General features: G+C 66.8%; 27 protein-coding genes and 1 tRNA gene. 12 read left to right on the top strand and 16 right to left on the bottom strand.

What is annotated here, in order from left to right; genetic code table 11:
• Positions 1-171 precede the first annotated feature (171 nt).
• The gene (locus ACLML9_RS11315) at positions 172-1,803 is read right to left on the bottom strand and encodes a trehalose-6-phosphate synthase (protein ID WP_411945492.1); all 1,632 of its coding nucleotides are present in this window, start codon (positions 1,801-1,803) and stop codon (positions 172-174) included.
• A 91-nt stretch (positions 1,804-1,894) separates the two neighbouring features.
• Complete coding sequence (locus ACLML9_RS11320; protein WP_168165630.1) at positions 1,895-2,065, bottom strand: hypothetical protein; 171 nt, start codon at positions 2,063-2,065, stop codon at positions 1,895-1,897.
• A gap of 144 nt (positions 2,066-2,209) precedes the next feature.
• Between ACLML9_RS11320 and ACLML9_RS11325 the strand changes: the two genes are divergently transcribed.
• The 3 genes from ACLML9_RS11325 to ACLML9_RS11335 all read left to right on the top strand — a co-directional run bounded on the left by ACLML9_RS11325 (position 2,210) and on the right by ACLML9_RS11335 (position 3,590).
• Positions 2,210-3,043: an alpha/beta fold hydrolase gene (locus tag ACLML9_RS11325; RefSeq protein WP_265802744.1), complete on the top strand. Its 834-nt coding sequence runs from the start codon at positions 2,210-2,212 to the stop codon at positions 3,041-3,043.
• Positions 3,044-3,190: 147 nt separating this feature from the next.
• Entirely contained in the window at positions 3,191-3,421 is a 231-nt protein-coding gene (locus tag ACLML9_RS11330; RefSeq protein ID WP_030522889.1) for an MbtH family protein, read from the top strand.
• A 97-nt stretch (positions 3,422-3,518) separates the two neighbouring features.
• A tRNA-Thr gene (locus ACLML9_RS11335) sits at positions 3,519-3,590 on the top strand.
• A 163-nt stretch (positions 3,591-3,753) separates the two neighbouring features.
• Here ACLML9_RS11335 and ACLML9_RS11340 read toward each other — a convergent pair.
• The 12 genes from ACLML9_RS11340 to ACLML9_RS11395 all read right to left on the bottom strand — a co-directional run bounded on the left by ACLML9_RS11340 (position 3,754) and on the right by ACLML9_RS11395 (position 16,212).
• Positions 3,754-4,239 (bottom strand): h domain protein, encoded by a 486-nt coding sequence (locus tag ACLML9_RS11340; RefSeq protein ID WP_411945471.1) that lies wholly within the window; start codon positions 4,237-4,239, stop codon positions 3,754-3,756.
• 49 nt (positions 4,240-4,288) lie between these two features.
• Positions 4,289-5,254, bottom strand: coding sequence for a hypothetical protein (locus ACLML9_RS11345; RefSeq protein ID WP_411945472.1), 966 nt, complete (start codon positions 5,252-5,254; stop codon positions 4,289-4,291).
• Positions 5,251-6,717, bottom strand: a complete 1,467-nt coding sequence (locus tag ACLML9_RS11350; protein ID WP_411945473.1) for an MCE family protein — start codon at positions 6,715-6,717, stop codon at positions 5,251-5,253. Before ACLML9_RS11350 ends, ACLML9_RS11345 begins: the two co-directional genes overlap by 4 nt.
• Positions 6,714-7,985, bottom strand: coding sequence for an MCE family protein (locus ACLML9_RS11355; RefSeq protein ID WP_411945474.1), 1,272 nt, complete (start codon positions 7,983-7,985; stop codon positions 6,714-6,716). The genes ACLML9_RS11350 and ACLML9_RS11355 overlap by 4 nt, the downstream gene beginning before the upstream one ends.
• Entirely contained in the window at positions 7,982-9,301 is a 1,320-nt protein-coding gene (locus ACLML9_RS11360) for an MCE family protein (RefSeq protein WP_411945475.1), read from the bottom strand. The genes ACLML9_RS11355 and ACLML9_RS11360 overlap by 4 nt, the downstream gene beginning before the upstream one ends.
• Before the next feature lie 470 nt (positions 9,302-9,771).
• Positions 9,772-10,833, bottom strand: coding sequence for an MCE family protein (locus tag ACLML9_RS11365; RefSeq protein ID WP_265802748.1), 1,062 nt, complete (start codon positions 10,831-10,833; stop codon positions 9,772-9,774).
• Positions 10,830-11,855 (bottom strand): MCE family protein, encoded by a 1,026-nt coding sequence (locus ACLML9_RS11370; RefSeq protein ID WP_265802749.1) that lies wholly within the window; start codon positions 11,853-11,855, stop codon positions 10,830-10,832. The genes ACLML9_RS11365 and ACLML9_RS11370 overlap by 4 nt, the downstream gene beginning before the upstream one ends.
• Positions 11,852-12,985, bottom strand: coding sequence for an MCE family protein (locus tag ACLML9_RS11375; protein WP_411945493.1), 1,134 nt, complete (start codon positions 12,983-12,985; stop codon positions 11,852-11,854). The genes ACLML9_RS11370 and ACLML9_RS11375 overlap by 4 nt, the downstream gene beginning before the upstream one ends.
• Before the next feature lie 164 nt (positions 12,986-13,149).
• Complete coding sequence (locus ACLML9_RS11380) at positions 13,150-14,007, bottom strand: MlaE family ABC transporter permease (protein WP_411945476.1); 858 nt, start codon at positions 14,005-14,007, stop codon at positions 13,150-13,152.
• 1 nt (position 14,008) lies between these two features.
• Positions 14,009-14,773, bottom strand: coding sequence for an MlaE family ABC transporter permease (locus ACLML9_RS11385; protein WP_030522899.1), 765 nt, complete (start codon positions 14,771-14,773; stop codon positions 14,009-14,011).
• A 300-nt stretch (positions 14,774-15,073) separates the two neighbouring features.
• Complete coding sequence (locus ACLML9_RS11390) at positions 15,074-15,979, bottom strand: 3-oxoacyl-ACP reductase (RefSeq protein ID WP_411945477.1); 906 nt, start codon at positions 15,977-15,979, stop codon at positions 15,074-15,076.
• A gap of 44 nt (positions 15,980-16,023) precedes the next feature.
• The gene (locus tag ACLML9_RS11395; RefSeq protein WP_030522901.1) at positions 16,024-16,212 is read right to left on the bottom strand and encodes a ferredoxin; all 189 of its coding nucleotides are present in this window, start codon (positions 16,210-16,212) and stop codon (positions 16,024-16,026) included.
• Positions 16,213-16,437: 225 nt separating this feature from the next.
• On the opposite strand from ACLML9_RS11395, the gene ACLML9_RS11400 reads away from it, so the two are divergent.
• The 5 genes from ACLML9_RS11400 to ACLML9_RS11420 all read left to right on the top strand — a co-directional run bounded on the left by ACLML9_RS11400 (position 16,438) and on the right by ACLML9_RS11420 (position 19,861).
• On the top strand, positions 16,438-17,631 hold the full coding sequence (locus ACLML9_RS11400) for an acyl-CoA dehydrogenase family protein (protein ID WP_411945478.1): 1,194 nt from the start codon (positions 16,438-16,440) through the stop codon (positions 17,629-17,631).
• 21 nt (positions 17,632-17,652) lie between these two features.
• Positions 17,653-18,759 (top strand): acyl-CoA dehydrogenase family protein, encoded by a 1,107-nt coding sequence (locus tag ACLML9_RS11405; RefSeq protein WP_411945479.1) that lies wholly within the window; start codon positions 17,653-17,655, stop codon positions 18,757-18,759.
• Between the two features lie 82 nt (positions 18,760-18,841).
• A complete protein-coding gene (locus tag ACLML9_RS11410) occupies positions 18,842-19,138 on the top strand; it encodes an AbrB/MazE/SpoVT family DNA-binding domain-containing protein (RefSeq protein ID WP_411945480.1) in 297 nt (98 codons plus the stop codon).
• A 79-nt stretch (positions 19,139-19,217) separates the two neighbouring features.
• Positions 19,218-19,454, top strand: coding sequence for a type II toxin-antitoxin system prevent-host-death family antitoxin (locus ACLML9_RS11415; protein WP_169811878.1), 237 nt, complete (start codon positions 19,218-19,220; stop codon positions 19,452-19,454).
• Complete coding sequence (locus ACLML9_RS11420; protein ID WP_411945481.1) at positions 19,451-19,861, top strand: type II toxin-antitoxin system death-on-curing family toxin; 411 nt, start codon at positions 19,451-19,453, stop codon at positions 19,859-19,861. The genes ACLML9_RS11415 and ACLML9_RS11420 overlap by 4 nt, the downstream gene beginning before the upstream one ends.
• 76 nt (positions 19,862-19,937) lie before the next feature.
• Here ACLML9_RS11420 and ACLML9_RS11425 read toward each other — a convergent pair whose 3' ends face one another.
• Positions 19,938-21,584, bottom strand: coding sequence for an acyl-CoA synthetase (locus ACLML9_RS11425; RefSeq protein ID WP_411945482.1), 1,647 nt, complete (start codon positions 21,582-21,584; stop codon positions 19,938-19,940).
• A 62-nt stretch (positions 21,585-21,646) separates the two neighbouring features.
• Here ACLML9_RS11425 and ACLML9_RS11430 point away from each other — a divergent pair, with 62 nt between their 5' ends.
• Positions 21,647-22,429, top strand: coding sequence for a crotonase/enoyl-CoA hydratase family protein (locus tag ACLML9_RS11430; RefSeq protein WP_411945483.1), 783 nt, complete (start codon positions 21,647-21,649; stop codon positions 22,427-22,429).
• A 144-nt stretch (positions 22,430-22,573) separates the two neighbouring features.
• On the opposite strand, the gene ACLML9_RS11435 is transcribed toward ACLML9_RS11430, so the two are convergent.
• Positions 22,574-22,990 (bottom strand): VOC family protein, encoded by a 417-nt coding sequence (locus ACLML9_RS11435; protein ID WP_411945484.1) that lies wholly within the window; start codon positions 22,988-22,990, stop codon positions 22,574-22,576.
• A gap of 301 nt (positions 22,991-23,291) precedes the next feature.
• On the opposite strand from ACLML9_RS11435, the gene ACLML9_RS11440 reads away from it, so the two are divergent.
• The 3 genes from ACLML9_RS11440 (at position 23,292) to ACLML9_RS11450 (ending at position 25,161) form a co-directional block, all read left to right on the top strand.
• A complete protein-coding gene (locus ACLML9_RS11440; protein ID WP_411945485.1) occupies positions 23,292-24,284 on the top strand; it encodes a sigma-70 family RNA polymerase sigma factor in 993 nt (330 codons plus the stop codon).
• Positions 24,285-24,520: 236 nt separating this feature from the next.
• Positions 24,521-24,742, top strand: coding sequence for a FitA-like ribbon-helix-helix domain-containing protein (locus ACLML9_RS11445; RefSeq protein WP_063035676.1), 222 nt, complete (start codon positions 24,521-24,523; stop codon positions 24,740-24,742).
• Positions 24,739-25,161: a type II toxin-antitoxin system VapC family toxin gene (locus tag ACLML9_RS11450; protein ID WP_411945486.1), complete on the top strand. Its 423-nt coding sequence runs from the start codon at positions 24,739-24,741 to the stop codon at positions 25,159-25,161. Before ACLML9_RS11445 ends, ACLML9_RS11450 begins: the two co-directional genes overlap by 4 nt.
• Positions 25,162-25,239 lie beyond the last annotated feature (78 nt).

The following is a 25,239-nucleotide window of genomic DNA, read 5'->3' on the forward strand; positions in this document are numbered from 1 at the left end:
GCCGCCGCCGCCAGTTACTGACTGCTGCCCGACCGACACCGGCGAGCCGCGCGATCTCGGCCAGGGTCACCGGCACGCGGGGCTGTGAACAAGCTGTGTTGAATTGCGGCGCCTCCGGCGCCGCGGGGTCGAGGCCCCCGAAGGTCCCGTCCCTTTTCCGGGCCTCGAACCCTAGTCGCGGTAGTCCTCGTCGTCATGGTTTCCGTCGGCCATCAGAGCCTTCCCGGCGACCTGGCCTTGGGCCAGTGCGTCCAGGAACGCCCGGGCCCAGCGGTCCACATCGTGGGCCAGGACCTGGCGGCGCAGGGAGCGCATCCGGCGGCGGCGGGTTTCGCGGTCGTCGGTGAGGGCGGCGACGATGGCGTCCTTGACGCTGTCCAGGTCGTGCGGGTTGCACAGATAGGACTGGCGGAGCTCGGCCGCGGCGCCGGTGAACTCGCTGAGCACCAGGGTTCCGTTGAGGCCGGAGTGACAGGCGACGTACTCCTTGGCGACCAGGTTCATACCGTCGCGCAGCGGCGTCACCAGCATGACATCGGCGGCCACGAAGAAGGAGATGAGTTCTTCACGGGCGATCGGGCGGTGCAGGTAGTGGACGACGGGATAGCCGACCCGGGCGAACTCGCCGTTGATGCGGCCGACCTGCCGTTCGATATCGCCGCGCATCTGGATATAGCTCTCGACCCGTTCCCGGCTGGGCGTGGCCAGCTGCACCATCACGGTTTCCGTCGGGTCGACACGACCTTCGGCCAGCAGTTCCTCGAGGGCATTGAGCCTGATGTCGATACCTTTGGTGTAGTCGAGGCGGTCGACACCGAGCAGGATGTTCTTGGGACTGCCGAGTTCGGCGCGGATGCGGGCGGCACGCTCGCGCACCGAGCGGCGGCGCGAGTGTTCGTCCAGTCCGGCGGAGTCGATGGAGATGGGGAAGGCCCCGACCCGTACCGTCCGGAACCCGACCTGGACCACGCCCATCTTCGACCGGACTCCGACGGTGCCGCGCGAGGTGGGCTGACCGGCCAGGCGCCGGGCCAGGTAGAGGAAGTTCTGGGCGCCGCCGGGCAGATGGAAGCCGATCAGGTCGGCGCCGAGCAGCCCCTCCACGATCTCGGTACGCCACGGCATCTGCATGAAGAGTTCCACCGGCGGGAACGGGATGTGCAGGAAGAATCCGATGGTCAGATCCGGGCGCAGCATCCGCAGCATCTTGGGCACGAGTTGCAGCTGGTAGTCCTGCACCCACACCGTGGCGCCCTCGGCGGCGACCTTCGCGGTCTCCTCGGCGAAACGCCGGTTCACCTGGACGTAGGCCGACCACCAGTGCCGGTTGTAGACGGGGCGGACGATGACGTCGTGGTACAGCGGCCACAGGGTGGCGTTGGAGAAGCCCTCGTAGTAGTCGGCGACCTCCTGCGCGGACAGCGGTACCGGATGCAGTTCCAGCCCGTCCTCGACAATGGGGTCGACCTCCACATCGGGGACACCGGCCCAACCGACCCAGGCGCCCCGATTGCTGCGCAGCACCGGCTCCAGCGCGGTCACCAGTCCGCCGGGGCTGCGTTTCCAGCGACTGCTGCCGTCCGGCAGCTTCTCCAGGTCGACCGGTAGCCGGTTGGCCACCACCACGAAACCGGAACCGGCCCCGCGCTCGCGCAAGGGTTCGGCATCCACCGCCTCGGGGAGCGCCTCCGCCGGATCGATCGGGCTGCCTGCCGGCCCGGAGCCGTTACGGTCTCCGGGCCGGTCCGCGGATACGGCGTTTTCATCCTCGGGGGTGGAATCGCTGGACGGCTGATCGGTCATCTGGTCCACTCACGCATCCTTTGCGCGGCGCTGAACGCCATGTAGTTGTGTGTGGGGATCCGCCGACGTCGCCGTTGGCGCCGGCGGCTGTTTACTCGGTGCGGGCTCCGGGGCCGATACCGAGCATCGACAGGAGCATCCGGCATTCGTCGGCATCGGCGGCGTAGGCGGCCACGACCCGCTGCGCCTGACGAGCGGTCTCGTCGGCGAGGGGTTCCAGTTCGTCGTCGGCGATACCGTTGGCGCTGCTCTTCGTGGCCATCTCAGTCCTCCCGGCTGGTGCGCTTGTATGTGAAATGTCAATGGTATCTGTCCGGGGTCGGGGTCGCTCCCGGCGCGGGTAACGTGGCGGGGCCCCCGGGGCTATACCTTTGGCAGCAGAAACGATGAGGAAGGGGCCCGCAGCATGCCGTTGGCCACGGTGAACGGAATATCGCTCAACTATCAGGTCAAGGGAGACCGCGCCAAGGGCACCGACGTCAAAGGCGGCGGTCCGCTGGTGGTGCTCGTCATGGGCACCGGTAGCCCCGGCCGGGTGTGGGAGCTGCACCAGGTGCCGGCCCTGCTCGCCGCCGGATACCGGGTGTGCACGTTCGACAACCGGGGTATCGCGCCCAGCTACGAGGCCGCCGACGGGATGACCATCCACGAGATGGTGGCCGATACGGCGGCCCTGATCGAGTTCCTGGACGAGGGTCCCGCGCTCGTGGCCGGTACCTCGATGGGGGCCCGGGTGGCGCAGGAGCTGGCGCTCGCGCGACCCGAGCTGGTGCGCAAGGCGGTGTTCCTCGCCGGTCACGGCCGGCTGGACCAGTTCCAGAAGACCCTGTCGCTGGGCGAACACGAGATGGACCAGAACGAGGTGCGGTTGCCGGCCAAGTACGAGGCCGCGCTGACCGCGGTGATGAATCTCTCGCCGGCCACCATGGCCGATACGAACAAGGCCCGCGACTGGCTGGATTTGTTCGAGTTCACCGGCGGTCCGGTGCCGCCCGGGATCCGGGCGCAGCGCCGGATGGACCACGAGTTCGACCGGCTGCACGCCTACCGCGATATCCGGGTGCCGTGCCTGGCCGTCGGTTTCGCGGACGACCGGATGATCCCGCCCTATCTGGCCCGAGAGGTCGCCGACGCCATTCCGGGCGGCCGCTACCAGGAGGTTCCCGATGCCGGCCACTACGGCTATCTGGAACGTCCGGACGCGGTGAACAAGATCTTGCTGGAATTCTTCGCCGCGTGAGGGGAGGGCCCACCGCTAACGCCGAGCTTGCTAGTGTCGACACATCGTTTGGGTCCGCGACGCGGCAGCCGGAAATCAGACCCGGGCGGCCGGGGCGGGCCCACACAGATCCGAATCCGCAACCCATGAGCACCCCAGTGAGGTGAAATGAGCACCAACCCGTTCGACGACGAGGACGGCCGCTTCTTCGTACTGGTCAACGACGAAGAACAGCACTCCCTGTGGCCCGCCTTCGCCGAAGTCCCGGCCGGCTGGCGGGTGGTCTTCGGTGAGGACAGCCGTGCCGCCTGTGTGGAGTACGTGGAGCAGAACTGGACCGATATGCGGCCCAAGAGCCTGCGTGACGCCATGGCGGCGGACGAGGCGGCCCGCAAGTAGGCCGCACGCGGAGCCGGTAGAACCGGACAACCGCTGTGCGACATCGCAATCAGGTGTCGCGCAGCGGCCGCGTACGGTTATGATGGCTCCGCTTCTCGCCTCCTTAGCTCAGTGGTAGAGCACTCGCCTTGTAAGCGAAAGGTCGTCAGTTCAATCCTGACAGGGGGCTCCGGACGAAACCGCCGGTCGCACCGCTCTCGCGGTCGACCGGCGGTTTTCTGTTTCCGGGCGGACCCGGGTGAACCGGCGAGGGCCCCCACCGCGTCGGTGAGGGCCCTCGTGAGGCTGTGATCGCGCGCCGCCGATCGGTGTCCGGCCGGCTCGGACGCCGGTCAGATCGGGGTGACCGAGGCGACCAGCCAGCGATCGTCGGATTTGTCGAGCGCGACCCGCACCCGACTGCCGGTGGTGGTGCCCTGCGGGCTTTCTTTGCTGGTGGTGATCTGGTTGAGGAACAGCAGCACCACGGCGTGCGCACGGTCGGCGGAGACCACTCCCCCGGCCTGTGCGGTGGCCTTGACGGTCAGTTCCTTCTCCTTGGCCCCGGGCACGATGGCCTTGTCGATCAGCTCGAGGTAGTCGGCCTTGAAATCCGGGGCGAGGTCCTCGGCGGTTTTGGGCAGTTCCGAGTCCACCGTCTGGAATTCGTAGCTGAACATGGCCGATACCGTCCGGGTCGCCGCGGCCACGGCATCCGTGCGGGACTGCTCCGACTGCCGGTAGTCCCAGTACCGGTAGCCGCCGATACCGGCTACCACCGCCGCCGCGACCACCACCGCCGCGGTCACGCCGAGCAGGATCTTGTTACGCACGCTCATTCTCGGTTCCTCTCGGCATGCAGGGTCGGCCCGGTCATGCTGGCCCGTCTCATGCCACGAACTCGACGTCCGAGGCGGTCAGCGTGCCGTCGTCGGCCCGCTGCACGGTCACCCGGAATCGATAGAACCGCTGCTGCTGTTCCTGCGACCCCGCGTTGGTGAGCGTCTGCTTCGCCGCCACCAGGATCACCGCCGACTTCTCGTCGTCGCGTTCGACCGCGGCCTCCACCACCTCACCGGTGGAGACGACCTTGGCCTGTTTCACGATTTCGGTGAACGGGTCCACCCGGCCGTCGAATTCGGTCTTGAATTCACCGGACGCCATGGTGAGGATGCGGTCGATATCCTCTTTGGCGGTATCGGCGCGAATGGTGGTCAGGTTGAGCACCGTCTGCCGCGCGGTGGCCACATATTCGGAGCGGCGTTCGTCACGCTGCTGGGTGGACTGCACGGCGAACACCGAGACCACGGCGGCGGCGACCAGCCCGATCACCAGCACTGCCGCCGCGGTGAGGGCAGCGATCCGCTTCCACGACCGGCCGGACGCCGGAGCCTCGGTGGTTCCGGTCTCATCCGCCGCGAAGTCGCCGGCCTTCTCTGTTGCGGCGCCGGCTTTCACCAGCTGTACGGTTTCCGCCGAACTCTCCGCTACCTCGGCGGACCCCGACATCCCCTCGGCGGATTCACCGAGGGTGACCTTCTCGGTGACGGGCTCGGCAGTGGATTTCCCGCCGGCTCCGACCGTCTCCTTCTCGGTCTTCCCGGGCGCGGGCAGCGTTTTCCCGGTCTTCGCGGCAGTTGCCCCGGCCTTCGGGGCAACTGTTCCGGTCTGTTCCGCGGAACCCGCTGCTTCCCCGGTGGCGACCGTCTCCGCGGCCGCCGACGCTTCCTGAACCGCTCCGGGATCGGCAGCGCCGGTTCCGAGCTTCTCGGTCGCCGCGTCCTCGGCCGGGGGCGGGCCCGCGGTGCGGCTGGCCCGCCGGCGGGTACGGCGCGGGTCCTTGGTTTCGCTCATCGTTGCTGCTCCTCGAACATTGCCTGCCAATCCGCGGGTACGGTGCCCGAACCGCCGGGGGCGATATCGCCCTGACGGTAGCTGCGTCCATCGCTGCTGGTGTAGACCCCGGTGTCCGGATCGTAGGAGAGTGCGGCAGCGGGGGTGCTTGCGCCCGAGAAACTAGCAGGTGCCGGGGGTACTCCGGCAACCCCCGGCGCCGTGTCGGGGGAGGCCGCGGGCGCCACCGGCGCCGGCGGTTCGGTCGGGGCGACCGGCTGCGGCGGCCCGAAGGGTGGATTGGTACCGAGCGGAACGTAGCCGGTGCGGCACAATTCGGGGCTCGGTGCCCGGCGGCCGGGATATTCCATACACGGCGTGTTCCGGATACCGCGGACCGCGGTCTTGTCGTCCTGCGGCACCTTGCAGTACAGGCCCTCGGGCGTGTCGATGGTGTCGAGTTCGCTCGGATCGCGGCGCTGGTCGGGCGGCAGGAAGCCGGTGGTGCACGGCGGCGGGTCGTTGAGCACGGTCATGAAGTCGACCAGCGCGCCGTATTCCATCGGCCCGCGGACGGCGGTGAGCAGGGCCGCGATCAGCGGCGGATACACCACCAGGATCTGTTCCAGACCCGAGTGGTAGGTGACGCCCACCTGGCCGACACTCACCAGATTGTTCAGCAGCAGCGGGAGAGTCGGCCGCAGATCTTCGAACTGCCGGGTCACCCGCTGAAGCGCGGCCGGGCCGCTCGCGAGGATATTGCGCAGCGCCGGATCATGGGCGCGCAGGGTGTCGGTGACCGTCGCCAGATCCCGGGTCCAGGAGCGGATCGCGGCATCGGAGTTCACCTGGGTGTCCAGCAGCGGCCCGATCTGCTCGATCAGCTGTTTGGTCGGGCCCACATTGTCGTTGGCTTCCTGCACCAGCAGCGACGCGGAGTCGATGAAGCGCTGCAGATCCGGCCCGACGCCGTTGAACGCCCGGAACGCCTCGTCGATGACCTGCCGCAGCCGGGTGTCGGCGACGCTGGCCAGCAGGCGGTCGGCCTGGTCCAGCAGCGCCCCCACATCCTGCGGGAGTTCGGTGCGGTCCACTGGGATCACGCTGCCGTCGTAGAGGTTGGCGCTGCCGGGATCCGGCGGCGGAACCAGGTCGACGTACTGTTCGCCGATCGCCGAGACACTGCGGACCAGCGCCGAGGAGTCGGCGGGGATCTTGTAGTCGCTGTCGACCGACAGCTTCGCCTCGACTCCTTCGCTGGTGAGCCGGACCTCGCGGACCACCCCGACATTCGTGCCGCGGAAGGCGACATTGGCGTTCTGGTACAGCCCCCCGGTGGCCGCCAGCTCCACCGTGACCTCGTAGCGGCCGATCCCGAGCAGCGCGGGCACGCCCACATAGGTGCCGCCCATGACGGCCAGCCCGACCACGGTGAGGATCGCGAAGATCATCAGCTGGATCCGAACGAAACGGGTGAGTGTCACGGGCCCTCGCCCCCTTGCGGCTGCGGCCCGGGCATCGGCACCGTGAGCCCGGGGATGGCGGGCAGGCCGGGAATCGGCGGTAGCCCTGGAATTGTCGGTTGCGGCTGTTCCCCGCCGGCCGGCGCGGGCGGTGGCGCCAGCGGCGTGGTCAGCGGGTTGCCCTGCTGTCCGGCGGGTCCGGCGACCTGACCGAGCGCGACCTCGACCCCGCCGAACATACCGCCGAGGCCGGTGCCGGTGAGGAAGTTGGAATCCAGTCGCGCGCCGGTGAGGTCGACGGTCATGAACAGGTTCAGATAGTCGCCCTTGATCGCCTTGTCCAGGTTCTTCAGCGGGAACGGGAAGGAGGCGATGATCTTCAGCGATTCGGTGAGATCGGCGCCGGTGTCGGCGAGGGTCTGCAGTACCGGGGCCAGGTTGGCCAGGTTCGCTTTCAGGTTGTCGCCGCTCGCGGCGATCAGGCGGTTCACCACATCACTGAGCTCACCGAGTTTGGTGATGGTGGTGGTGATGTTCTGCCGCCGGTCGGCGAGCACGGTGAGCGCCGGATGGATCTCTTCGATGGCCGCGGCCACCACATCGGTCTGCCGCACGAATTGCCCGCTGACCCGGTCCAGACCCTCCATCGCGGCGATGATGTCGCCCCGCTGCGCGTCGAGATTGCGGATCAGATCGTTCATCTGCGGGATGAGGTCGCGTACCTCGTCCTCGTTGCCGACGAGTGCTTTGTTGAGTTCGGTGGTGATGTTCTCCAGTTGCGAGATACCGCCGCCGTTGAGCACCACCGACAGCGAGGACAGCACCTGTTCGGTGGTCGGATAGACACCGGCACGGTCCAGCGGGATCACATCGCCGTCGGCCAGGCGGCCCTCCGGCGGCACCCCGGTCGGCGGCGCCAGCTCCACATGGTTGCTGCCGAGCAGGCTGGTCTGCCCGATCTTGGCGGTGGCGTTGGCCGGCAGCACCACGCCGGGGTTCAGCGATACCGTGACCAGTGCATGCCAATTCTCGACCTCGATATCGGTCACCGTGCCGACCGCGACATCGTCCACGCGCACCGGTGAATTCCGGGTCAGCGTGGTCACATTCGGCATCTGGATCCGGACCTTGTAGGAGCCTTCGCCGGTGCCCTCGGTACCGGGCATCGGCAGCGAGTTGAGGCCGTCGTACTGGCAGCCCGTGGCCGACAGCGCCAGCGTCAGTCCCGCCGCCACCGCGGCGATCCGGCGCCGGGCGTCCGGGCCCCGCAGCTCGAGCCGGCGCATCATCGTCCTCCTCCGGGCAGACCGGGAATCCCGGGCAGTTGCACACCGGGAATGGCCAGCCCCGCGACCCCGGCCGGCACGGTGATCGGCGCCGGTTCTGGCGCGGCCGGCGGGCCCACCTTCTGCGGATCCACCTTCCCGGCCAGATCCGGCGTCGTGTACTGCAGCTGGTTCGGGAACGCCGTGACACCGGTCGCGGGGTTGGTCATGATGGGCAAATAGTTCATGGCCAGCGAACTGAGCACCGGGGCGAGGTACTGGGCGCACAGGTCGGCGCTGGTCTCGGATTCGTGCTGTTCGAGCGCACGTACCGAACCGCACAGGAAGCTCAGCGGATCGGCGAAGTTGTTCAGTGAGATGGCGCCGGTCAGCGTGCCCTGGGCGGGTTTGTAGATCTGGTAGAAGTTCACCAGCGCGGTCGGGCCCGAATGCAGTGCCTGTTCCAGTTGCGGCCGTTTGTCGACCAGGATCTGGGTGACATCGGCCAGCCGCTGCACACCCTCGGTGAGTTCGGTGCCGCTGCCGTCCAGGAACCGGTGCACATCGCCGAGCGCCAGATCCAGGTTGTCCAGACCGGCGCCGAGATCCTGGGAGACCCCGGCCAGCACCGAGGACACCGAGGCGAGCCGGCCCCCGAACTCCACGATCTGATCGTTGCTCTTGGACAGCACGTCCACGAACTTCTGCAGGTTCCGGATGGTGCCGAACAGATCGGTGCGGCCGTCGGACAGGGTCGTCAGGGTGGCCGAGAGTTCGTGCAGGGTGGCGCGGAACCGGTCGCCGTTACCGTCCAGGTTGTCGGCCGCGGTGTCCACGAACCGGCCGAAGGAACCCTGCGGGTCGTCCCCGACCGGCCCGAGGGCGGTGGACAGTTTGTTCAGCTCGGTCTTGATGTCGTCCCATTCGACCGGGACCGCGGTGCGGTCGATCGGGATCACGGCGCCGTCACCGAGGGTGTCGCCGCCGGTGTAGGCGGGCGCGATCTGGATGAACCGGGCCGACACCAGCGACGGCGCGATGATCACCGCTCGCGCGTCGGCGGGCAGGTCGACGCTGCCGTCCACCGACATCGTGACCTTCACCTGATCCTTGCCCGGTTCGATGCTGTCGATCCGGCCGATCGGCACACCCAGCACCCGCACCTCGTCACCGGCGTAGAGGCCGCTGGTGGAGGTGAAGTAGGCGGTGACCTCGTTCTTGGTGATCCGCTGGTAGGCCGTGTACCCGCCGAAGGCGACCAGCGCCACCACCACGACACCGGCAACGATCGCCACCCACTTACGTGGAATGGCCCGAACCTTGTCCGTCAGAGTCGACAAAGGATCCTCCTCGGAGCAGATTCATGCGGCCCGCAAAGTCCCGAACGAGACGAAGCCACCACAGCATCACTCCCTCTCGACGCAGGTTCATGCGGTCGGCGGAGGCCGCGGCGAAGGCGGAGGTATCGCATCATCGAGTCCTCCTCGGAGCAATCGCATGCGGACCGCGGAGACCGGAACAAAGACGAAGGCATCGCAGGACCGCTCCTTCTCGGAGCGAATTCATGCGGTCCGCGGAGCCCGGAGCGAAGGCGAAGGGATCGCCTCACAGGGTCCTCCTCGGAGCAGCTTCATGCGGACGGCGGAGGCCGTAGCGAAGGCGGAGGTATCGCCTCACAGGGTCCTCCTCGGAGCAGCTTCATGCGGACGGCGGAGGCCGTAGCGAAGGCGGAGGGATCGGATGAGCGAGCCTCCCCGAAGCGCAGACATGCAGTCCGCGGAGGCCGCAGCGAAGGCGGAGGTATCGCACCTCATCGGGGCGGCTCCTGTACGGACGGGCCGATCTTGGGACCGGGTTCGAGCAGATAGGCGCGCAGCGATTCGGGCAGGTGCTGCGGCCACACCAGCGCGTCCACCAGCGGGTGCAGTGTTTCACTGCTGGCGTTGACGACGTAGGCGTTGAAGTACGGGCCGCTGCCGACCTGTTCACCGAGCGCCGCGGCGAACGGGCCCAGACCGTCGAGCGCGCCGTTGATGTTGTCCCGGTTGCGTTCCAGCAGGTCCAGGACCGAGTTGAGTTTGTCCAGCGCCGGCTGCAACTGGGCCTCGTTGTCGTGCACCAGCCCGGACAGCTGCTGGGCGAGCGCGTTGACGTACACGATCATCTGACTGATCGCGGTACGCCGCCGGTCCAGTTCGCCGAGCAGCTGATTACCGTCCACCAGCAGGGCGTTGATGGAATCGGCCCGGTCGGCCAGGATTTTGGTGACGTCCTGGGCGCGGGTCAGCAGATCCGACAGCGCCTGGTCGCGGGCGTTGATACTGCGTGAGAGCGCGGTGACCCCGTCCAGCGCGGACCGCAGCGGCGCCGGCGTATCGGCGAAGGCGGCCGACAGCGTGTCCAGGGTCTGATTCACCTTCTGCAGGTCCAGGTCGCCTACTGTGCCGGCCAGATCGCTGAGAGCTTCGTTCAGCGAATACGGCGAGGTGGTGCGGCCGAGCGGAATGGTGTCGGTGACCTTCAGGGCCCCGTCGCCGGCCGGGGCGACGGCCAGCGATTTACGGCCCAGCACCGTATTGGTCTTGATGGCGGCCGAGGTCTTGTCGCCGAGCACGATCGATTCGTCGAGGCTGAACCGCACCAGCACCTGCGCGCCGTCCAGGCTCACATCCTCGACCTTGCCCGAACGCACCCCCGCGACCTCCACGTCGTCACCGGTCACCAGGCCACCGGCGTCGGCGAAGTAGGCGGTGAAGGTGGCACCACCGCGGATGAAGGGCAGTCGTTCGAATTGCAGGGCCGACAACGCGACCGCCGCGGCCAGCACCAGGCCGACGACGCCGATGGTCACCGCCCGCGATTGCTCTTTCATTCGCTGGCACACCTTCCGGTCGTCTGCTCACCGGGTAGTTCGAGCAGCAGCGGTTTCCCGTCCGGACCGTCGATCAGGAAGTTCGTCCGGCATACGTACAGTTGCAGGAACGAACCGTAGGAACCGATGCGGATGAGCTTGCGGTAGGTGGCCGGCAGTTTGTCCAGCACCCACTGCACGGTGTCCGAACCGTTGTCGAGATTGGTGGCCAGCCGCCCGGTCTGCGCGATGGTCGCCGCGAGATCGGGGCGGGCCTGCGCCAGCAGATCGGTGGTGGCGGCGGTGGCGTCGGCGATGCGGGGCAGCGCGGCACCGATCGGGTCGCGGTCCGCGGCCAGCCCGCTCACCAGACGGCGCAGTTCGTCGATGGTGGTGGCGAATTGGTCGCCACGGTCGTCGATGGTTTTCAGCACCGAGTTCAGATTGTCGATGACGCTGCCGATGAGCGCGTCCCGGTCGGCGAGGGTTCTGGTGAACGACCCACCGCTGTTGAGCAGTTCGACCAGGGTGCCGCCCTGCCCCTGGAAGATCTGCAGCAGCGCATTGGTCAGATCGTTGACCTGCGCCGGGTTCAGCCCGCGCAGCAGTGGTTTGAACCCGCCCAGCAGCATGTCCAGGTCGAGTGCGGGTGCGGTCTTGTCCAGTCCGATGGTGCCGCCCTTGTGCAGGGTGGTGGCCTCACCGGGGCCCTCCATCAGTTCCAGATAGCGGTCGCCGACGAGGTTCTCGTACCGGATGGTCGCGCGGGTACTGGTCAGCAGCTTGTATTTGGTGTCGACATCGAACTTCACGTGCGCGTGGTATTCGTCGTCGACCTTCACCGACGACACCGACCCGACCGGCACCCCGGCGATCCGGACCTTGTCGCCGGGCAGCATGCCCGAGGCGCTGGTGAAGACCGCGTTGTAGCCGGTTTCCCGGGAGAAACGCATCTGGGAGAAGACCACCGCGAGGCCGGCGAAGATGAGGGTCATCACCAGTGTGAAGACGGCGAGTTTGACGGTGGTACCGGTGTTCCTCATGGCTGTCCCACCCCCGGGAGTCCGGCGAACAATACCTGGAAAACCTTGGGCGCGTTGAGTTGTAGTTTCGTCACGGGCGTGTAGGGATGGCCTTCCGATGTGTCGGTGACGACGTAGTCGGAATGGCTGTCCGGCACCCGGTCCAGCAGACCCGCGCACCGCGGCCCGCCGGTGGCGTTCACCTTCGGTAGATCGTTCGGATAGGTGTAGGGCGGAGACCCGTACATGAATCCCGTGTTCAGGGCGACACCTTCCTGTCCGCCGCCGAAGACCGCCTCACCGAGCGGCAGCGCCTTGGCGCTCCCGCCGATCAGGCAGAACAACGCTTCCTTGTACCCGTTCAGCAACTCACCGGTCGGGCGCAGCAGGTCCAGGGCGGTATTGACCTGCCCCTCGTTGTCGCGCAGCACCGCACCTGTCGTGTCGGCGAGACCGGTGATGTTCGCCAGCAGTGAGTCGACCTCGGATTCGGATTCGGTGAGGGTGCGGCTGCTGACCGTTGCGCCGTCCACGGTGCGCAGCAGATCACCGGAGACATCGGCGTACAGGTTGCCGACCGCCGCCGTGGTGTTCAGGTCGCGCTGCAGAGTGGGCAGCATCGGGTTGATCTCGCGCAGGTAGGCGTCGCTGTCGGCGAGCAGCTGCCCGAGGCTGACGCCGCGGCCCTGCAGTGCCGTGCCCAGGGCGGTCAGCGTGGCGCTCAGTTTCTCCGGCTGCACATCGGCGAGGACATCGCTGAGATGCTGGAACAGCGTGTTGAACTCGACGGTCACCTGATCGGCCGCCAGGAGCGCGCCCGGTTGCAGGGATTTCACGGCGGGCTGCGGCGGGATCACGAAGTTGATGTACTTGGCGCCGAAGACCGTGGTCGAACGAATATCGACGGTCGAGTTGGCCGGGACAAGGTGCAGCAGGTCCGGGTTCAGGGCCAGTCGCAGGTTCGTACCGCCGGGCGTGCGGTCGATTCCGGCGACCCGCCCGATCTGCACCCCGCGCACCTTCACCTTGGCGTCCGGATCGAGCACCAGGCCGCTGCGCGGCGCGGCCACGGTCACCTCGACGCTCGGGGTGAAGCCGCCGAAGAACATGGTCAGGGAGACGGTCACGGCCGCCACCGCCGCCAGCACCATGCCCGCCCCGGCCAGTTTCGGCCCGGCCTTCTCACGTACCGCGGTCCAGCGGTTCACCCCGACGGGGGCCCAGGGGTCCCCGCCGCCGCGGGACGACCCGCCCGCGGTGGCGTTCGACGCCCCGGCCCCCTTGCTGTTCGCTCGCATCAGTCCCGTCATCGCGGCTATCCGGAAAGGTTGAAGTTGCCGGAGGTGCCGTAGACGGCCAGGGAGATCAGCAGCGTCACCGTGACCACGGCGACCAGCGAGCTGCGCACCGCGTTACCCACCGCGACGCCCACCCCCACCGGGCCGCCGGCCGCGTGGTAGCCGTAATAGGTATGGATCATCATCACCGCCAGCGCCATGAAAATGGCTTGGGCGAACGACCACAGAATGTCGCTCGGAATAAGGAATGTGGAGAAATAGTGGTCGTACACACCGGCCGACTGACCGTAGATGACGACGGTGGCGAATCGGCTGGCGATGAACGACGCGATCACGGCCAGCGCGTAGAGCGGCACGATCGCGATCATTCCGGCGAGCACCCGGGTGCCCACCAGGTACGGCACCGGCCGGATCGCCATGGCTTCCAGGGCGTCGATCTCCTCGGCCACTCGCATGGCCCCCAGCTGAGCGGTGGAACCCGCCCCAATGGTGGCCGCCAGGCCGATTCCGGAGATCACCGGGGCGGCGATGCGGACATTGAGGAATGCCGCGAAGAAGCCGGTCAGCGCCTCGACACCGATATTTCCGAGCGAGCTGTAGCCCTGCACGGCGATGGTGCCGCCGGAGAAGAGGGTGAGGAAGCCGACGATCACCACGGTGCCGCCGATCACCGCGAGCGCACCGCTGCCCATGCTGATCTCGGCGATGAGCCGGATCGTCTCGGTGCGGTAGTGCACCAGCGCGCGCGGCATCGAGCCGATCGCCTTGCCGTAGAAGACCGCCTGCTTACCGAGGTTGTCCAGGGAAGTCGACCAGCGCCGAACACGACGGGTGAATTTCGGGAAGCGGGACTGGATTATCACCGAGGCCGACATATCACCGCACCGCGAATTTCAGGCCGACGGCGGTGACCACGACATTCACCACGAACAGCGCCATGAAGGCGAAAACCACTGTCTGGTTCACCGCATCACCGACACTTTTGGGACCACCTTTGACGTTCAAACCCAGGTAGCAGGCCACCAGGCCGGCGATCAAGCCGAAAAGGCCGGCCTTGACCGCGGAAATGAGCAATTCGGGGAGATGGGTCAGCAGGGTGATGCCGTTGACGAACGCGCCGGGGTTCACGTCCTGCAGATAGACCGAGAAAAGGAATCCGCCCACGATGCCGATGGTGCACACCAGGCTGTTCAGCAGCAGCGCCACGAACATCGACGCCAGGACGCGGGGGACCACCAGGCGGTGGATGGGGTCGATACCGAGCACCTTCATGGCGTCGATCTCTTCACGGATGGTGCGGGCCCCGAGGTCGGCGCAGATGGCGGTGGCGCCGGCTCCCGCCACGATGAGCACGGTGACGATCGGGCCGACCTGGGTGACCGCGCCGAAGGCCGCGCCCGCGCCACTGAGGTCGGCGGCGCCGATCTCGCGCAGCAGGATGTTCAGGGTGAAACTCACCAGCACGGTGAAGGGTATGGCCACGAGGAGTGTCGGGATGATGGACACTCGCGCGACGAACCACGATTGATCGATGAACTCGCGCATCTGGAACGGCCGGCGCAGACTTGCCCGGGCCACAGCCGCGGCGAGTTCGAAGAATCCGCCGACGGCCCGCAATGGCACGGTAAGGACCTCGGTCACTGTAGATCCTCCTTGCCCGACTACTGGTCCCGCTGGCGGCAGCTCGGGAGACACCCCGGCGCACGCCCCGCTAAGTAGAACATGTTCATTTCCTGATTGGGGCCATTTTGAGGCTTCTGAACTGGAAACTTGCCTCAATCCCAGACAGCGGGATTGAAACACAATTCATACGCCTTGAGCATCATTGTGTGAGGCCGGGCACAGTACGACCACTCTGTTTACCAATAACTGGACGGTTGTTCAACTCTCCTCGGGCGCGTTGGGGGGCCCACACCCCGTGACCCGCTCCGATGCCGACACTCAACCCAGTTCGTGCAGAGCCGTTGCAGAGAACGTACGACCTTCTTCGCGCCCGGCGAAGTAACCGGTCAGCGTGGTGGCCAGATCGTCACCTGACCACTGCGCGCCCGCGGCGTCGAACCGCCGCTCGACCTCCGGCGCCGCCATCAACGCGACCATGGGTCCGTACACGACGAACACCTGCCCATTGACCGCGTCGGCCGCGGGAGCGGCCAGGTAGGCCACCAACCGCGCCACATGCTCGGGCGAGAGCGGATCGACCTCGCCCTCGGGGGCCGCGCTGAAGACCTGTTCGGTCATGGCGGTACGCGCTCGCGGGCAGATGGCATTGGCCCGGACACCGAACCGGTTCAGCGCACGCGAGGCGGACAGCGTGAGAGCGGTGATACCGGCCTTGGCGGCGGCGTAGTTGGCCTGCCCCTCCGGACCGAGCAGCCCGGCTTCGGAAGAGGTATTGACGATCCGGCCGTAGACCGGCGCACCGGCTTCCTTCGACTTCGCCCGCCAGTAGGCGCCGGCATTGCGGGTCAGCAGGAAATGCCCGCGCAGATGTACCGCGAGGACCGCATCCCAGTCCTCGTCGGACATGTTGAACAGCATCTTGTCGCGGGTGATACCCGCGTTGTTGACCACGATGTCCAGGCCACCGAAGGATTCGGTGGCCGCGGCGATCAAGGCGTCGGCGGTGGACCGCTCGGCGACACTGCCGGCCACGAACTCGGCCTTGGCGCCGAGTGCCCGTACCTGCTCCAGCGTCTCGGACACGGCATCGGACTCGGCCAGGTCATTGACCACGACCGAGGCCCCGGCTGCGGCCAGGGCGAGCGCTTCGGCCTTACCGAGGCCCGCACCCGCTCCGGTCACGATCGCAACTCGCCCGGCAAGGCTGGTATCTGTATCGCTCACCGGGCCGACTCTAGAACGTGTTCTTATTCACGGCAAGAGCCGATTCACAGCAAACGCAACGCCGCTTTCGGGCATTGCGCGACCGCTTCGGCCACTTGCGACTCCTGATCGGGCGCAACCTCGCCCTCGGCGACGTGCAGCATGTCCTCGTCATCGAGTTCAAAGACGTCGGGAGCGATTCCCGCACAGATTCCGTTCGCTTCGCACTGATCGAAGTCAACGCTGACCTTCATCGAAACTCCTTTTCCCGCCCCATGGCCGAAGCCTGACAAGCGACGGCCGACGAGACTGGCTACATGGGCTGATTACCCTTCAATACTGGAACATGTTTCAGTGCATATGCAATGATCGGAGCAAGGTATCGGAGATCCATTCCGCGCTCTCAGAGGGTGAGCGCGGCGCGATCCCACATCCCGGCCCATCTCCAATCCCGTAGAACGAAGGCTCGAGGTACCGCCATGCGCATTGCGTATACCCCGGAACATGACCAGCTACGCGCCGAGTTGCGCGAATACTTCGCCCGGTTGATCACCCCCGAGCGGCGGGCCGCGCTCAGCTCCCAGACCGGCGAGTACGGCCAGGGCAATGTGTACCGCGAGGTCGTCGCGCAGATGGGCCGCGACGGCTGGCTCGCCCTGGGCTGGCCCGAGGAGTTCGGCGGCCAGAACCGGCCCATGCTGGATCAGCTGATCTTCACCGACGAAGCCGCCATCGCGGGCGCCCCGGTGCCGTTCCTGACCATCAACTCGGTCGCGCCGACGATCATGCACTACGGCAGCGACGAGCAGAAGAAGTTCTTCCTGCCCAGGATCGCCGCCGGTGAGTTGCACTTCGCCATCGGCTACTCCGAGCCCGGCGCGGGCACCGACCTCGCGAGTCTGCGCACCACGGCGGTGCGCGACGGCGACGACTACGTGATCAACGGCCAGAAGATGTGGACCAGCCTCATCGCCTACGCCGACTACATCTGGCTGGCCGTGCGGACCGACCCCACCGCCAAGAAGCACAAGGGCATCAGCATGCTGATCGTGCCCACCGAGGCCGCGGGCTTCTCCTGGACCCCGGTGCACACCATGGCCGGCCCCGATACCAGCGCGACCTACTACCAGGATGTGCGGGTACCGGTCACCTCGCTGGTCGGTCCGGAGAACGGCGGCTGGCCGCTGGTCACCAATCAGCTCAACCACGAGCGGGTCGCCCTGACCTCCGCCGCCGCGCTGCAGCTGGCACTGGCCCAGACGACCGCGTGGGCCAAGGAGACGAAGGCCGCGGACGGCTCCCGCGTCTTCGACCGCGAATGGGTGCAGCTCAATCTGGCCCGGGTGCACGCCAAGGTCGAATACCTGAAGTTGATGAACTGGGAGATCGCCAGCCGGGCCGACGCGGGCGGGGACGCCGCGCCGCGCCCGTGGGACGCCTCGGCCTGCAAGGTCTACGGCACCGAACTGTCCACCGAGGCCTACCGGCTGCTCATGGAGGTGCTCGGCCCGCAGGCCTCGCTGCGGCAGGACTCCCCCGGTTCGGTCCTGCGCGGCCGGCTCGAGCGGATGCATCGCGCCGCCCTGATCCTCACCTTCGGCGGCGGCACCAACGAAGTGCAGCGCGACATCATCGCCATGACCGCTCTGAAGCAGCCCGCTTCCGGCCGCTGACACCCGATTCAGGAGTTCACCATGGATTTCACCCCCACCGAAGCCCAGTCGGATCTGGCCCGGCTCACCGGCGAGGTCTGCGACAAACTGGTCACCGCCGACCGCCTGCGCGAATTGGACCGCGGGACCGCGAAATTCGACGAGCCGCTGTGGAAATCGCTCGCGGAGACCGGCGTGCTCGCCGCCGCCCTGCCCGAGGAAGTGGGCGGCAGCGGCTTCGGTGCGCTGGAACAGACCGCGATCCTGCGCGAACTCGGCAAGTACGTCGCCGCGGTCCCCTACCTGTGGTCGGTCGTCCTGGGCGCGGGCGCGCTGGCCGAGTTCGGGTCCACCGCGCAGCAGCAGCTCGCCACCGACGCCGGCGCGGGCACCGCGATCCTGACCGTGGCACTGGCCGAGGAACACAACTGGGAACCGGCCCGCCCCACCACGACCGCCACCGACACCGACGGCGGCTGGCGCGTCACCGGCACCAAGACCACGGTCCCGGTCGCCGACCGCGCGGCCCGGATCCTGGTGCCCGCGACGGTGTCCGGAGTCGCCGCCGTCTTCCTGGTCGACCCCGCGGCTGCCTCCGTCACTGTGACCCCCCAGCAGGTGACCGACCGTGGCGCCGAATCGCTGGTCGAGTTCACCGACGCGCCGGCCGAACTGCTCGGCACCGTCGACGACGGCGCCCGGATCCTGGACTGGCTGCTCGACCGCGCCTGGCTCGGCCTGGCCGCCCAGCAGCTGGGCATCCTCGAACGCTCCCTTGAACTGGTCGCCGACTACGCCCGCGAACGCGAGCAGTTCGGCCGCGCCATCGGCAGCTTCCAGGCCGTGGCCCAGCGCCTGTCCGACAGCTACATCAGCCTCCAGGGCCTGCGCCTGACCGTCACCCAGGCCGCCTGGCAGCTCGCGGAGGGCCTGGACGCCACCGGCGCAGTGCACACCGCGAAGTTCTGGGCCGCCGAGGCGGGCCACCAGGTCGCCCACACCCTGGTCCACGTACACGGCGGGGTCGGTATCGACCGCGACCACATCGCGCACAACTACTTCACCGCCGCCACCCGCAACGAGTTCGCCCTGGGCGGCGCCACCAACCACCTGCTCCCCCTGGCGCAGTTCGTCCCCGAATCCGCCTGATCCGCCGCGTTATCGATTATCGACGTAGTATCACCGCGCAGTGTTGCGTAACCCTTGTAATCCGCCCCATCAGGAGTGCGCGGTGATACTCGACAGCAGCGGACAGATCACGATCCCCGCAGCATTACGCGCGAAGTTCAACCTTCGCGAGGGAGACAACGTAGAGGTGGTCGAGATCGACGGCGCCCTTGTGATCGTCCAGACGGACGACGCCTCCGGACGTGGCTGTCGACTCACTTACCGAACAGGCGGCACGATCGGCCGCAAAAAGGTCGAGGAGATGAGCACGGAGGAGATCATGAGTCTGCTGGGGGTGACTGATCTGCGGACGTCGATGGTCCGAAAGCCGGTCGACTCGTGTGTGCTCTGGAAGAGGTGACTGGCGACAAGACGGCCGGGTGGCCGGAGACGCGACATAATTTCGTACAATTATCGAAGATATATGTACGATCATGCGTATGACTGCTCCCGATTTCGACGCCTGGGAACTACCCGTCAGCGAAGCGCGTGACAAGCTCGCCGAGGTAGTCGCGGCGGCCGAGGCAGGTAAAGTGGTCCACCTGACAAGACACGGCCGTCGCGTAGCCGCTGTTGTTCCGGAAGCAATGGCAGAGACCGCCGATAGCCAGGTACGTGAACTGTCGCAGCGATTCGCGTCCAAGCATCGCGCGCTGCTCGACAGGCTGGCCGAATGAACCCGGGAGAGATCTACTACCTGACCACCGCAGACCTCCGGGCCATCGCCGACGCCGTCGTGGGCGGGTACATCATTCGCGACCCAGGTCTCCTCGAGTCCGCGACAGCCCGACCGCAGGCGACGGTTTTCGGCGCCGACGCCTACCCCGCCCTGTGGGACAAGGCCGCGGCCCTTCTGCATTCCATTGCCAAAAACCACCCGCTGATCGATGGGAACAAACGGCTGGCCATCACGGCGGGTGCGATCTTCCTGGCCCGCAACAGCGTGAATATCGATGGCCTGAACGAAGAGTTGGCGTACGACCTGATGATCGCGGTCGCCACCGGCGAACTGGAGGAGGTCCCGGATATCGCCGAGCAACTCCGAAAGGTTATCGGAGCCGTGCCCTCCGAACTGTCCGGCTAGCAAGCTCGCCGATATCTACCGGACAGGGCGCGAGGGTGCCGGACCATCCCCGGCAACCCTCACTTCATCCGGCCGACTACGACGAACTACCCGCCGACCCGTGCTCGTCGGCGTCGCGCTCCTCGGTCTGCGCCTTGGCCCATTTGTAGTCGGGCTTACCCGCCGGCGACCGCTTGATCTCGTCGACGAACCACAGGCTGCGGGGCAGCTTGTAGGAGGAGATCTCCCGGGTCAGCACCGGGCGCAGTTCCTCCAAGGTGGGGCGTTTGTCGCCGCGACACTGCACCACGGCCGCCACCCGCTGCCCCCAGCGCTCGTCCGGGACACCGACCACCAGCGCGTCGAATACCTCGGGATGGCATTTCAGCGCACCCTCGACTTCTTCGGGGTAGATCTTCTCGCCACCGCTGTTGATGCTGACCGACCCGCGCCCGAGCATGGTCACGGTGCCGTCCTCCTCGACCCGCGCCCAGTCGCCGGGAATGGAGTAGCGAACACCGTCGTACTCCTTGAACGTCGCCGCGGTTTTCACCGGGTCGTTGTAGTACCCGATCGGGATATGACCCTTGCGCGCCAGCACACCGGTCTGCCCGGATCCCGGGACGACCGGCTTGCCGTCCTCGTCGATCACCGCGGTGGAAGCATCGATCTTCACCCGCGGACCGCCGGTGTGGGTAGCACCCTTGGCGGCGATGGAGATGCCACCGAAACCGGTTTCCGAGGAGCCGATCGAATCGGTGATCACGGTATTCGGGAGCAGGTCGATGTACTCGTCCTTGAGAGCGGGCGAGAACAGGGCCGCGCTGCTGGCCATCGCCCACAGATTGGCGTGCTGGTAGGGCTCACCGGTTGCCGGATGGCCGGCCTTCAGCGCGTCCAGCATCGGACGGGCCATCGCGTCGCCGGTTATGAAGATCATGTTGATGCCGTGCGCGTCCACGGCCTGCCAGACGACGTGCGCGTCGAACTCCGGGATCATGATGGTCTTGCCACCGTCGAACAGACCGTGGAAGACCGCGGTCTGCGAACCACCGTGGATGAGCGGCGGAATCGGGTAGCGCACCATCTGGCCGCCGGCCGCGCCGGTTTTTGCCTGCTGCCATTCGTCCTGGACGTACTCACCGGTCATGAAGTTGATACCGCCGCCGAGTACCCGCCACCAGTCCTCGTGCCGCCACATCACGCCCTTGGGCATACCGGTGGTGCCGCCGGTGTAGATCATGAAGATGTCGTCGTTGGACCGGTCGCCGAAATCGCGCTCACCCGAGGATTCCGCCAGTGCCGCTTCGTAGTCCACCGCGTCCGCGGGCGTGGCGGCGTCCGTGCCGTCGTCGACGATCAGCACCGCTTTCAGCTGCGGGACCTTCGACCGGACGTTCACCACCTTGTCGGTGTAGCGCCGCTCGTGGATGAGCGCCACCATGTCCGAATTCTCGAAGATGTACTGCAACTCGTTCTCGACGTAACGGAAGTTGACGTTGACCATCACCGCCCGCGCCTTGAACACCGCCAGCATCGACTCCACGGCCTCGATGGTGTTGCGTGAGTAGATACCGACCTTGTCGCCCGGCTGGACACCGTGTTCCAGCAGGTAGTGCGCCAGCCGGTTCGCCCGGTCCTCCAATTGGGCGAAGGTCACCGAGCGGTGGTCGTCAGCCAGCGCAACCCGGTCCGGCACAAGGTCGATGGTGTGTTCGACGAGGTCGGCTATGTTGTACGTCACAAGGTCAAAAATAGAACGTGTTACTGTTCCTGGCAAGGGTCCGAGTAACAGGAGAAACAACGATGCCTCAATGCCTCGTCGAGAAGCGCGGCCATGTCCTCATCGTCACCATGAATCGCCCCGAGGCGCGCAACGCGCTCTCGACCGAAATGATGGCGATCATGCGCGACGCCTGGGACCAGGTCGACAGCGATCCGGACATCCGCGTCGCGATCCTGACCGGCGCGGGCGGGGCCTTCTGCGCGGGCGCCGACCTCAAGGGCATGACCCAGCAGCATCCTGGTGATTCGTTCGCGGGCGGAGGCTGGGACCTGTCGAAAATCGAGGCTTTGCTGAAGGGCCGCCGGCTCACCAAACCGCTGATCGCGGCGGTCGAGGGCGCCGCCATCGCCGGTGGAACGGAGATCCTGCAGGGCACCGATATCCGGGTGGCGGGCGAAAGCGCGAAGTTCGGGGTCTCCGAGGCCCGCTGGGGTCTGTTCCCGCTGGGTGGGTCCGCGGTCCGGCTGGTCCGTCAGGTCCCCTACACGGTTGCCGCCGATATTCTGCTCACCGGCCGGCATCTGAGCGCCGCCGAGGCCAAGGACATCGGCCTCATCGGCCATGTGGTGCCGGACGGCCAGGCGCTGGACAAGGCGCTCGCACTGGCGGATCTCATCGCGGCCAACGGCCCCCTCGCGGTGCAGGCGATCCTGCAGACCATCCGCGACAGCGAATGCATCCCCGAGGAAGAGGCCTTCCAGATCGACGCCAAGCTCGGTATGGCGGTCTTCCAGTCCGCCGACGCCAAGGAGGGCCCCAAGGCGTTCAAGGAAAAGCGCAAGCCGAACTTCAGCGGCACGTAGCAGCCGGGTGCGGACCGAGCGCACCTCGGTGCGTCCGTTCGACGCACGGCCCGGTCGGTTTCGGCGCCCGGCGGCGCGCCACCGAACCACCGAACGCCTCGTTCGACGGTTGTCGGCCGGGGCATTCCCGTGAGCGCACTACGCCTACGCGCCGGGGTAATCCATGTAGAACGGCTCCCACTGGTGACCGTCGGGGTCCAGGAAGGTCCGGCCGTGCATCCCGACCTGCGCCTCCTGGGCCTGCTTGTCCGTATTGATCTCCTCGGTACCGCCCGCGGCCACCGCGGCCGCGGTCAGCCGGTCGACCTCCTCGGCGCTGCTCAGCGACAGCGCGTACGCGGCGCCGGTGGCGGCCCGGGTGTCGGCGATCGGCCGCCGGCTGAGAGTGGCGAAATGCCCATGGGTCAGCAGCATCAGGCAGATATTGTCGTCGACCACGATGCAGGCGGCATTGTCGTCGGTGAAATCGTCGTTGACCTTCCATCCGAGCGCTTCGTAGAAGTTCTTGGACCGCCCCGGGTCGGTGACGGGTAGGTTCACGAAAATCATCTTGCTGCTCACGGATTCGGTCCTTTCGGGAAGGTGGTCTGCGTTTCGCCGGCCGCAAAGGTTCGGACGCGGGCCATCCCGGAAAATCATCGGTGCCGGACCGTTTCCGCCGAAACGACGCTCGCCACCGGCCCCGGGACCTCCGCCGGCGGAACGCAGACCCCACCGAAGCCGACAGTACGGGCGAGGGCAACCGGCCGGTGCGCCGCGCACTGTGGCAGCTGGGGCCTGGTGGCACCTCTGTGAAAGCGACCGAAAAAGGCGCGTTTCATCCTCTGTTCACATGTCGGTGCCCTGTGCCACAGTGGCACGCATGAGCGAGCAGACCGGCACTGTCGACGCCGATGTCATGAGATCCTTCGAGGTGCACAGACGGGAATTGTGTGCCTACGCCTACCGCATGCTGGGGTCGTCCTTCGAAGCCGAGGACGCCGTCCAGGACGCATTCACCCGGGCCTGGAAGTCCTACGACTCCTTCGAGGGCCGGGCCAGTCTGCGTTCCTGGCTCTACAAGATCACCACCAATATCTGCCTGGATATGCTCGACGGCCCGCAGCGCCGCGCGCGGCCGATGGATCTGTCGAGCCCGTCGACACCGGACCGACCCCTGCCGCCCCCGCAGCCGGACTACGTCTGGGTCGAGCCCATCCCCAACTCGCTCGCCTTCGGCGCAGACCCCGCCGAGCACGCCACCGCCAAGGACAGCCTGCGCCTGGCATTCGTCGCCGCCTGCCAGCATCTGCCCGCCACGCAGCGCGCCATCCTGATCATGCGCGAGGTCCTGCGCTTCTCCGCCAACGAGACCGCCGAGGCGCTCACCATGAGTACCGCCTCGGTGAACAGTGCCCTGCAGCGGGCACGCGCCACCATGAGCAAGGTCCGGCCGGCCGATACCGACACCTACGACGAAACCGACAACGACCAGCGTGAACTCGTCGAGAACTTCGTGACGGCGTTCGAGTCCTACGATATGGACGCGCTCACCACCCTACTGAAAAGCGATGTGGCGCTGTCCATGCCGCCGTTCGATCTCTGGGTGTCCGGTCCGGAGAACGTGGCCGAGTTCATGCTCGGTACCGGCGCGGCCTGCCGGGGCTCGCGCATGGTGCCGCTGGCCGGAGCCAACGGCCATCCGGCCTTCGGCCACTACAAGCCGAGCGGTGAGCCGGGCCGCTGGCTGCCGTGGTCGATCACGGTCCTGGAGATGCGCGACGGTGTGATCGCCGGGCTCAACTTCTTCCTCGATACCGAACGCCTGTTCCCACTGTTCGGCCTGCCGCCGGAGTGGACGGAAGCCCCCGCCTGAACCCGCCCGGTCGGCGTCGTATCCATCGTCGACCGGGCTTCGATGGTCTTCGAACATCGCCGACCTAGGTAGAGGCGGCACCGATGTCGACAAGGGCCTATGGTAAGCCGTGCTGGATTGACGATCGTCGGTGCCGATCTAGTTCGCGGACGCCCTCCTGGAATGTGCGGGAGTGTCCCTCCCACCTCACAGATGACAACCGGGCCCACCATGAAATCACTGCTAGCATTGATTTCATGGCAACGATAACTATCCGCGACCTGGACAGCGATGTGAAAGAGCGCCTGCGTCGGCGAGCCGCCGCGCATGGACGGAGCATGGAAGCCGAGGCCCGGGACATACTTGCCGCAGCGGTGCGCCCGAAACGGTTACTCCACGAACTTTATGAGCGCAGCCGACCCTACGCAGCCGAGCTGGACATCCCGGAGCAGCCCGAGGCCGGAGCGGCACAGCTGTGATCATCGCCGATACGAACGTGGTGTCCGAGCTGTTCAAACCCACCCCCGACAACCACGTCCTCACTTGGCTGGAGAAATCCGACGACGTCACGATCAGCACAGTCACCATCGGCGAGATCTGGGCAGGCATCGAGAATTTACCGGAGGGGTCCCGCAGGGCGGGCCTGGCCACATTGGCGGCGGAACTGTTCGACGAATTCGGCGACGAAGTCGAAGCCTTCGATTTCCGTGCGGCACGTATCTACGGTCGAGTTGTCGCCGAACGTCGTCGACGAGGTCGGCCGATCGGGTATGCGGATGCACAGATTGCCGCGATCTGCCTGGCGAACGACTGTGCCGTAGCGACCCGGCACGTCAACGATTTCACCGACCTCGGCCTCACCATTGTCAATCCCTGGGAAACGACCGGAACGCACTGAACCGGTGCCACGCGTTCGATGTTCGGGACCGGCCCGACGCCGAACGGCCTGCGCCACCGCTCCCCTACCCTGCTACCG

Source organism: Nocardia sp. NPDC002869, from assembly GCF_046764065.1.
In the GTDB taxonomy this organism is placed as follows: domain Bacteria; phylum Actinomycetota; class Actinomycetes; order Mycobacteriales; family Mycobacteriaceae; genus Nocardia; species Nocardia rhamnosiphila.

Coding starts and splice junctions, on each gene's coding strand:
- ACLML9_RS11315 (WP_411945492.1), bottom strand. CDS start 1,803: ATGACCGATCAGCCGTCCAGCGATTCCACCCCCGAGGATGAAAACGCC.
- ACLML9_RS11320 (WP_168165630.1), bottom strand. CDS start 2,065: ATGGCCACGAAGAGCAGCGCCAACGGTATCGCCGACGACGAACTGGAA.
- ACLML9_RS11325 (WP_265802744.1), top strand. CDS start 2,210: ATGCCGTTGGCCACGGTGAACGGAATATCGCTCAACTATCAGGTCAAG.
- ACLML9_RS11330 (WP_030522889.1), top strand. CDS start 3,191: ATGAGCACCAACCCGTTCGACGACGAGGACGGCCGCTTCTTCGTACTG.
- ACLML9_RS11340 (WP_411945471.1), bottom strand. CDS start 4,239: ATGAGCGTGCGTAACAAGATCCTGCTCGGCGTGACCGCGGCGGTGGTG.
- ACLML9_RS11345 (WP_411945472.1), bottom strand. CDS start 5,254: ATGAGCGAAACCAAGGACCCGCGCCGTACCCGCCGGCGGGCCAGCCGC.
- ACLML9_RS11355 (WP_411945474.1), bottom strand. CDS start 7,985: ATGATGCGCCGGCTCGAGCTGCGGGGCCCGGACGCCCGGCGCCGGATC.
- ACLML9_RS11365 (WP_265802748.1), bottom strand. CDS start 10,833: ATGAAAGAGCAATCGCGGGCGGTGACCATCGGCGTCGTCGGCCTGGTG.
- ACLML9_RS11370 (WP_265802749.1), bottom strand. CDS start 11,855: ATGAGGAACACCGGTACCACCGTCAAACTCGCCGTCTTCACACTGGTG.
- ACLML9_RS11375 (WP_411945493.1), bottom strand. CDS start 12,985: ATGGTGCTGGCGGCGGTGGCGGCCGTGACCGTCTCCCTGACCATGTTC.
- ACLML9_RS11380 (WP_411945476.1), bottom strand. CDS start 14,007: ATGTCGGCCTCGGTGATAATCCAGTCCCGCTTCCCGAAATTCACCCGT.
- ACLML9_RS11395 (WP_030522901.1), bottom strand. CDS start 16,212: ATGAAGGTCAGCGTTGACTTCGATCAGTGCGAAGCGAACGGAATCTGT.
- ACLML9_RS11400 (WP_411945478.1), top strand. CDS start 16,438: ATGCGCATTGCGTATACCCCGGAACATGACCAGCTACGCGCCGAGTTG.
- ACLML9_RS11405 (WP_411945479.1), top strand. CDS start 17,653: ATGGATTTCACCCCCACCGAAGCCCAGTCGGATCTGGCCCGGCTCACC.
- ACLML9_RS11415 (WP_169811878.1), top strand. CDS start 19,218: ATGACTGCTCCCGATTTCGACGCCTGGGAACTACCCGTCAGCGAAGCG.
- ACLML9_RS11420 (WP_411945481.1), top strand. CDS start 19,451: ATGAACCCGGGAGAGATCTACTACCTGACCACCGCAGACCTCCGGGCC.
- ACLML9_RS11430 (WP_411945483.1), top strand. CDS start 21,647: ATGCCTCAATGCCTCGTCGAGAAGCGCGGCCATGTCCTCATCGTCACC.
- ACLML9_RS11440 (WP_411945485.1), top strand. CDS start 23,292: ATGAGCGAGCAGACCGGCACTGTCGACGCCGATGTCATGAGATCCTTC.
- ACLML9_RS11445 (WP_063035676.1), top strand. CDS start 24,521: ATGGCAACGATAACTATCCGCGACCTGGACAGCGATGTGAAAGAGCGC.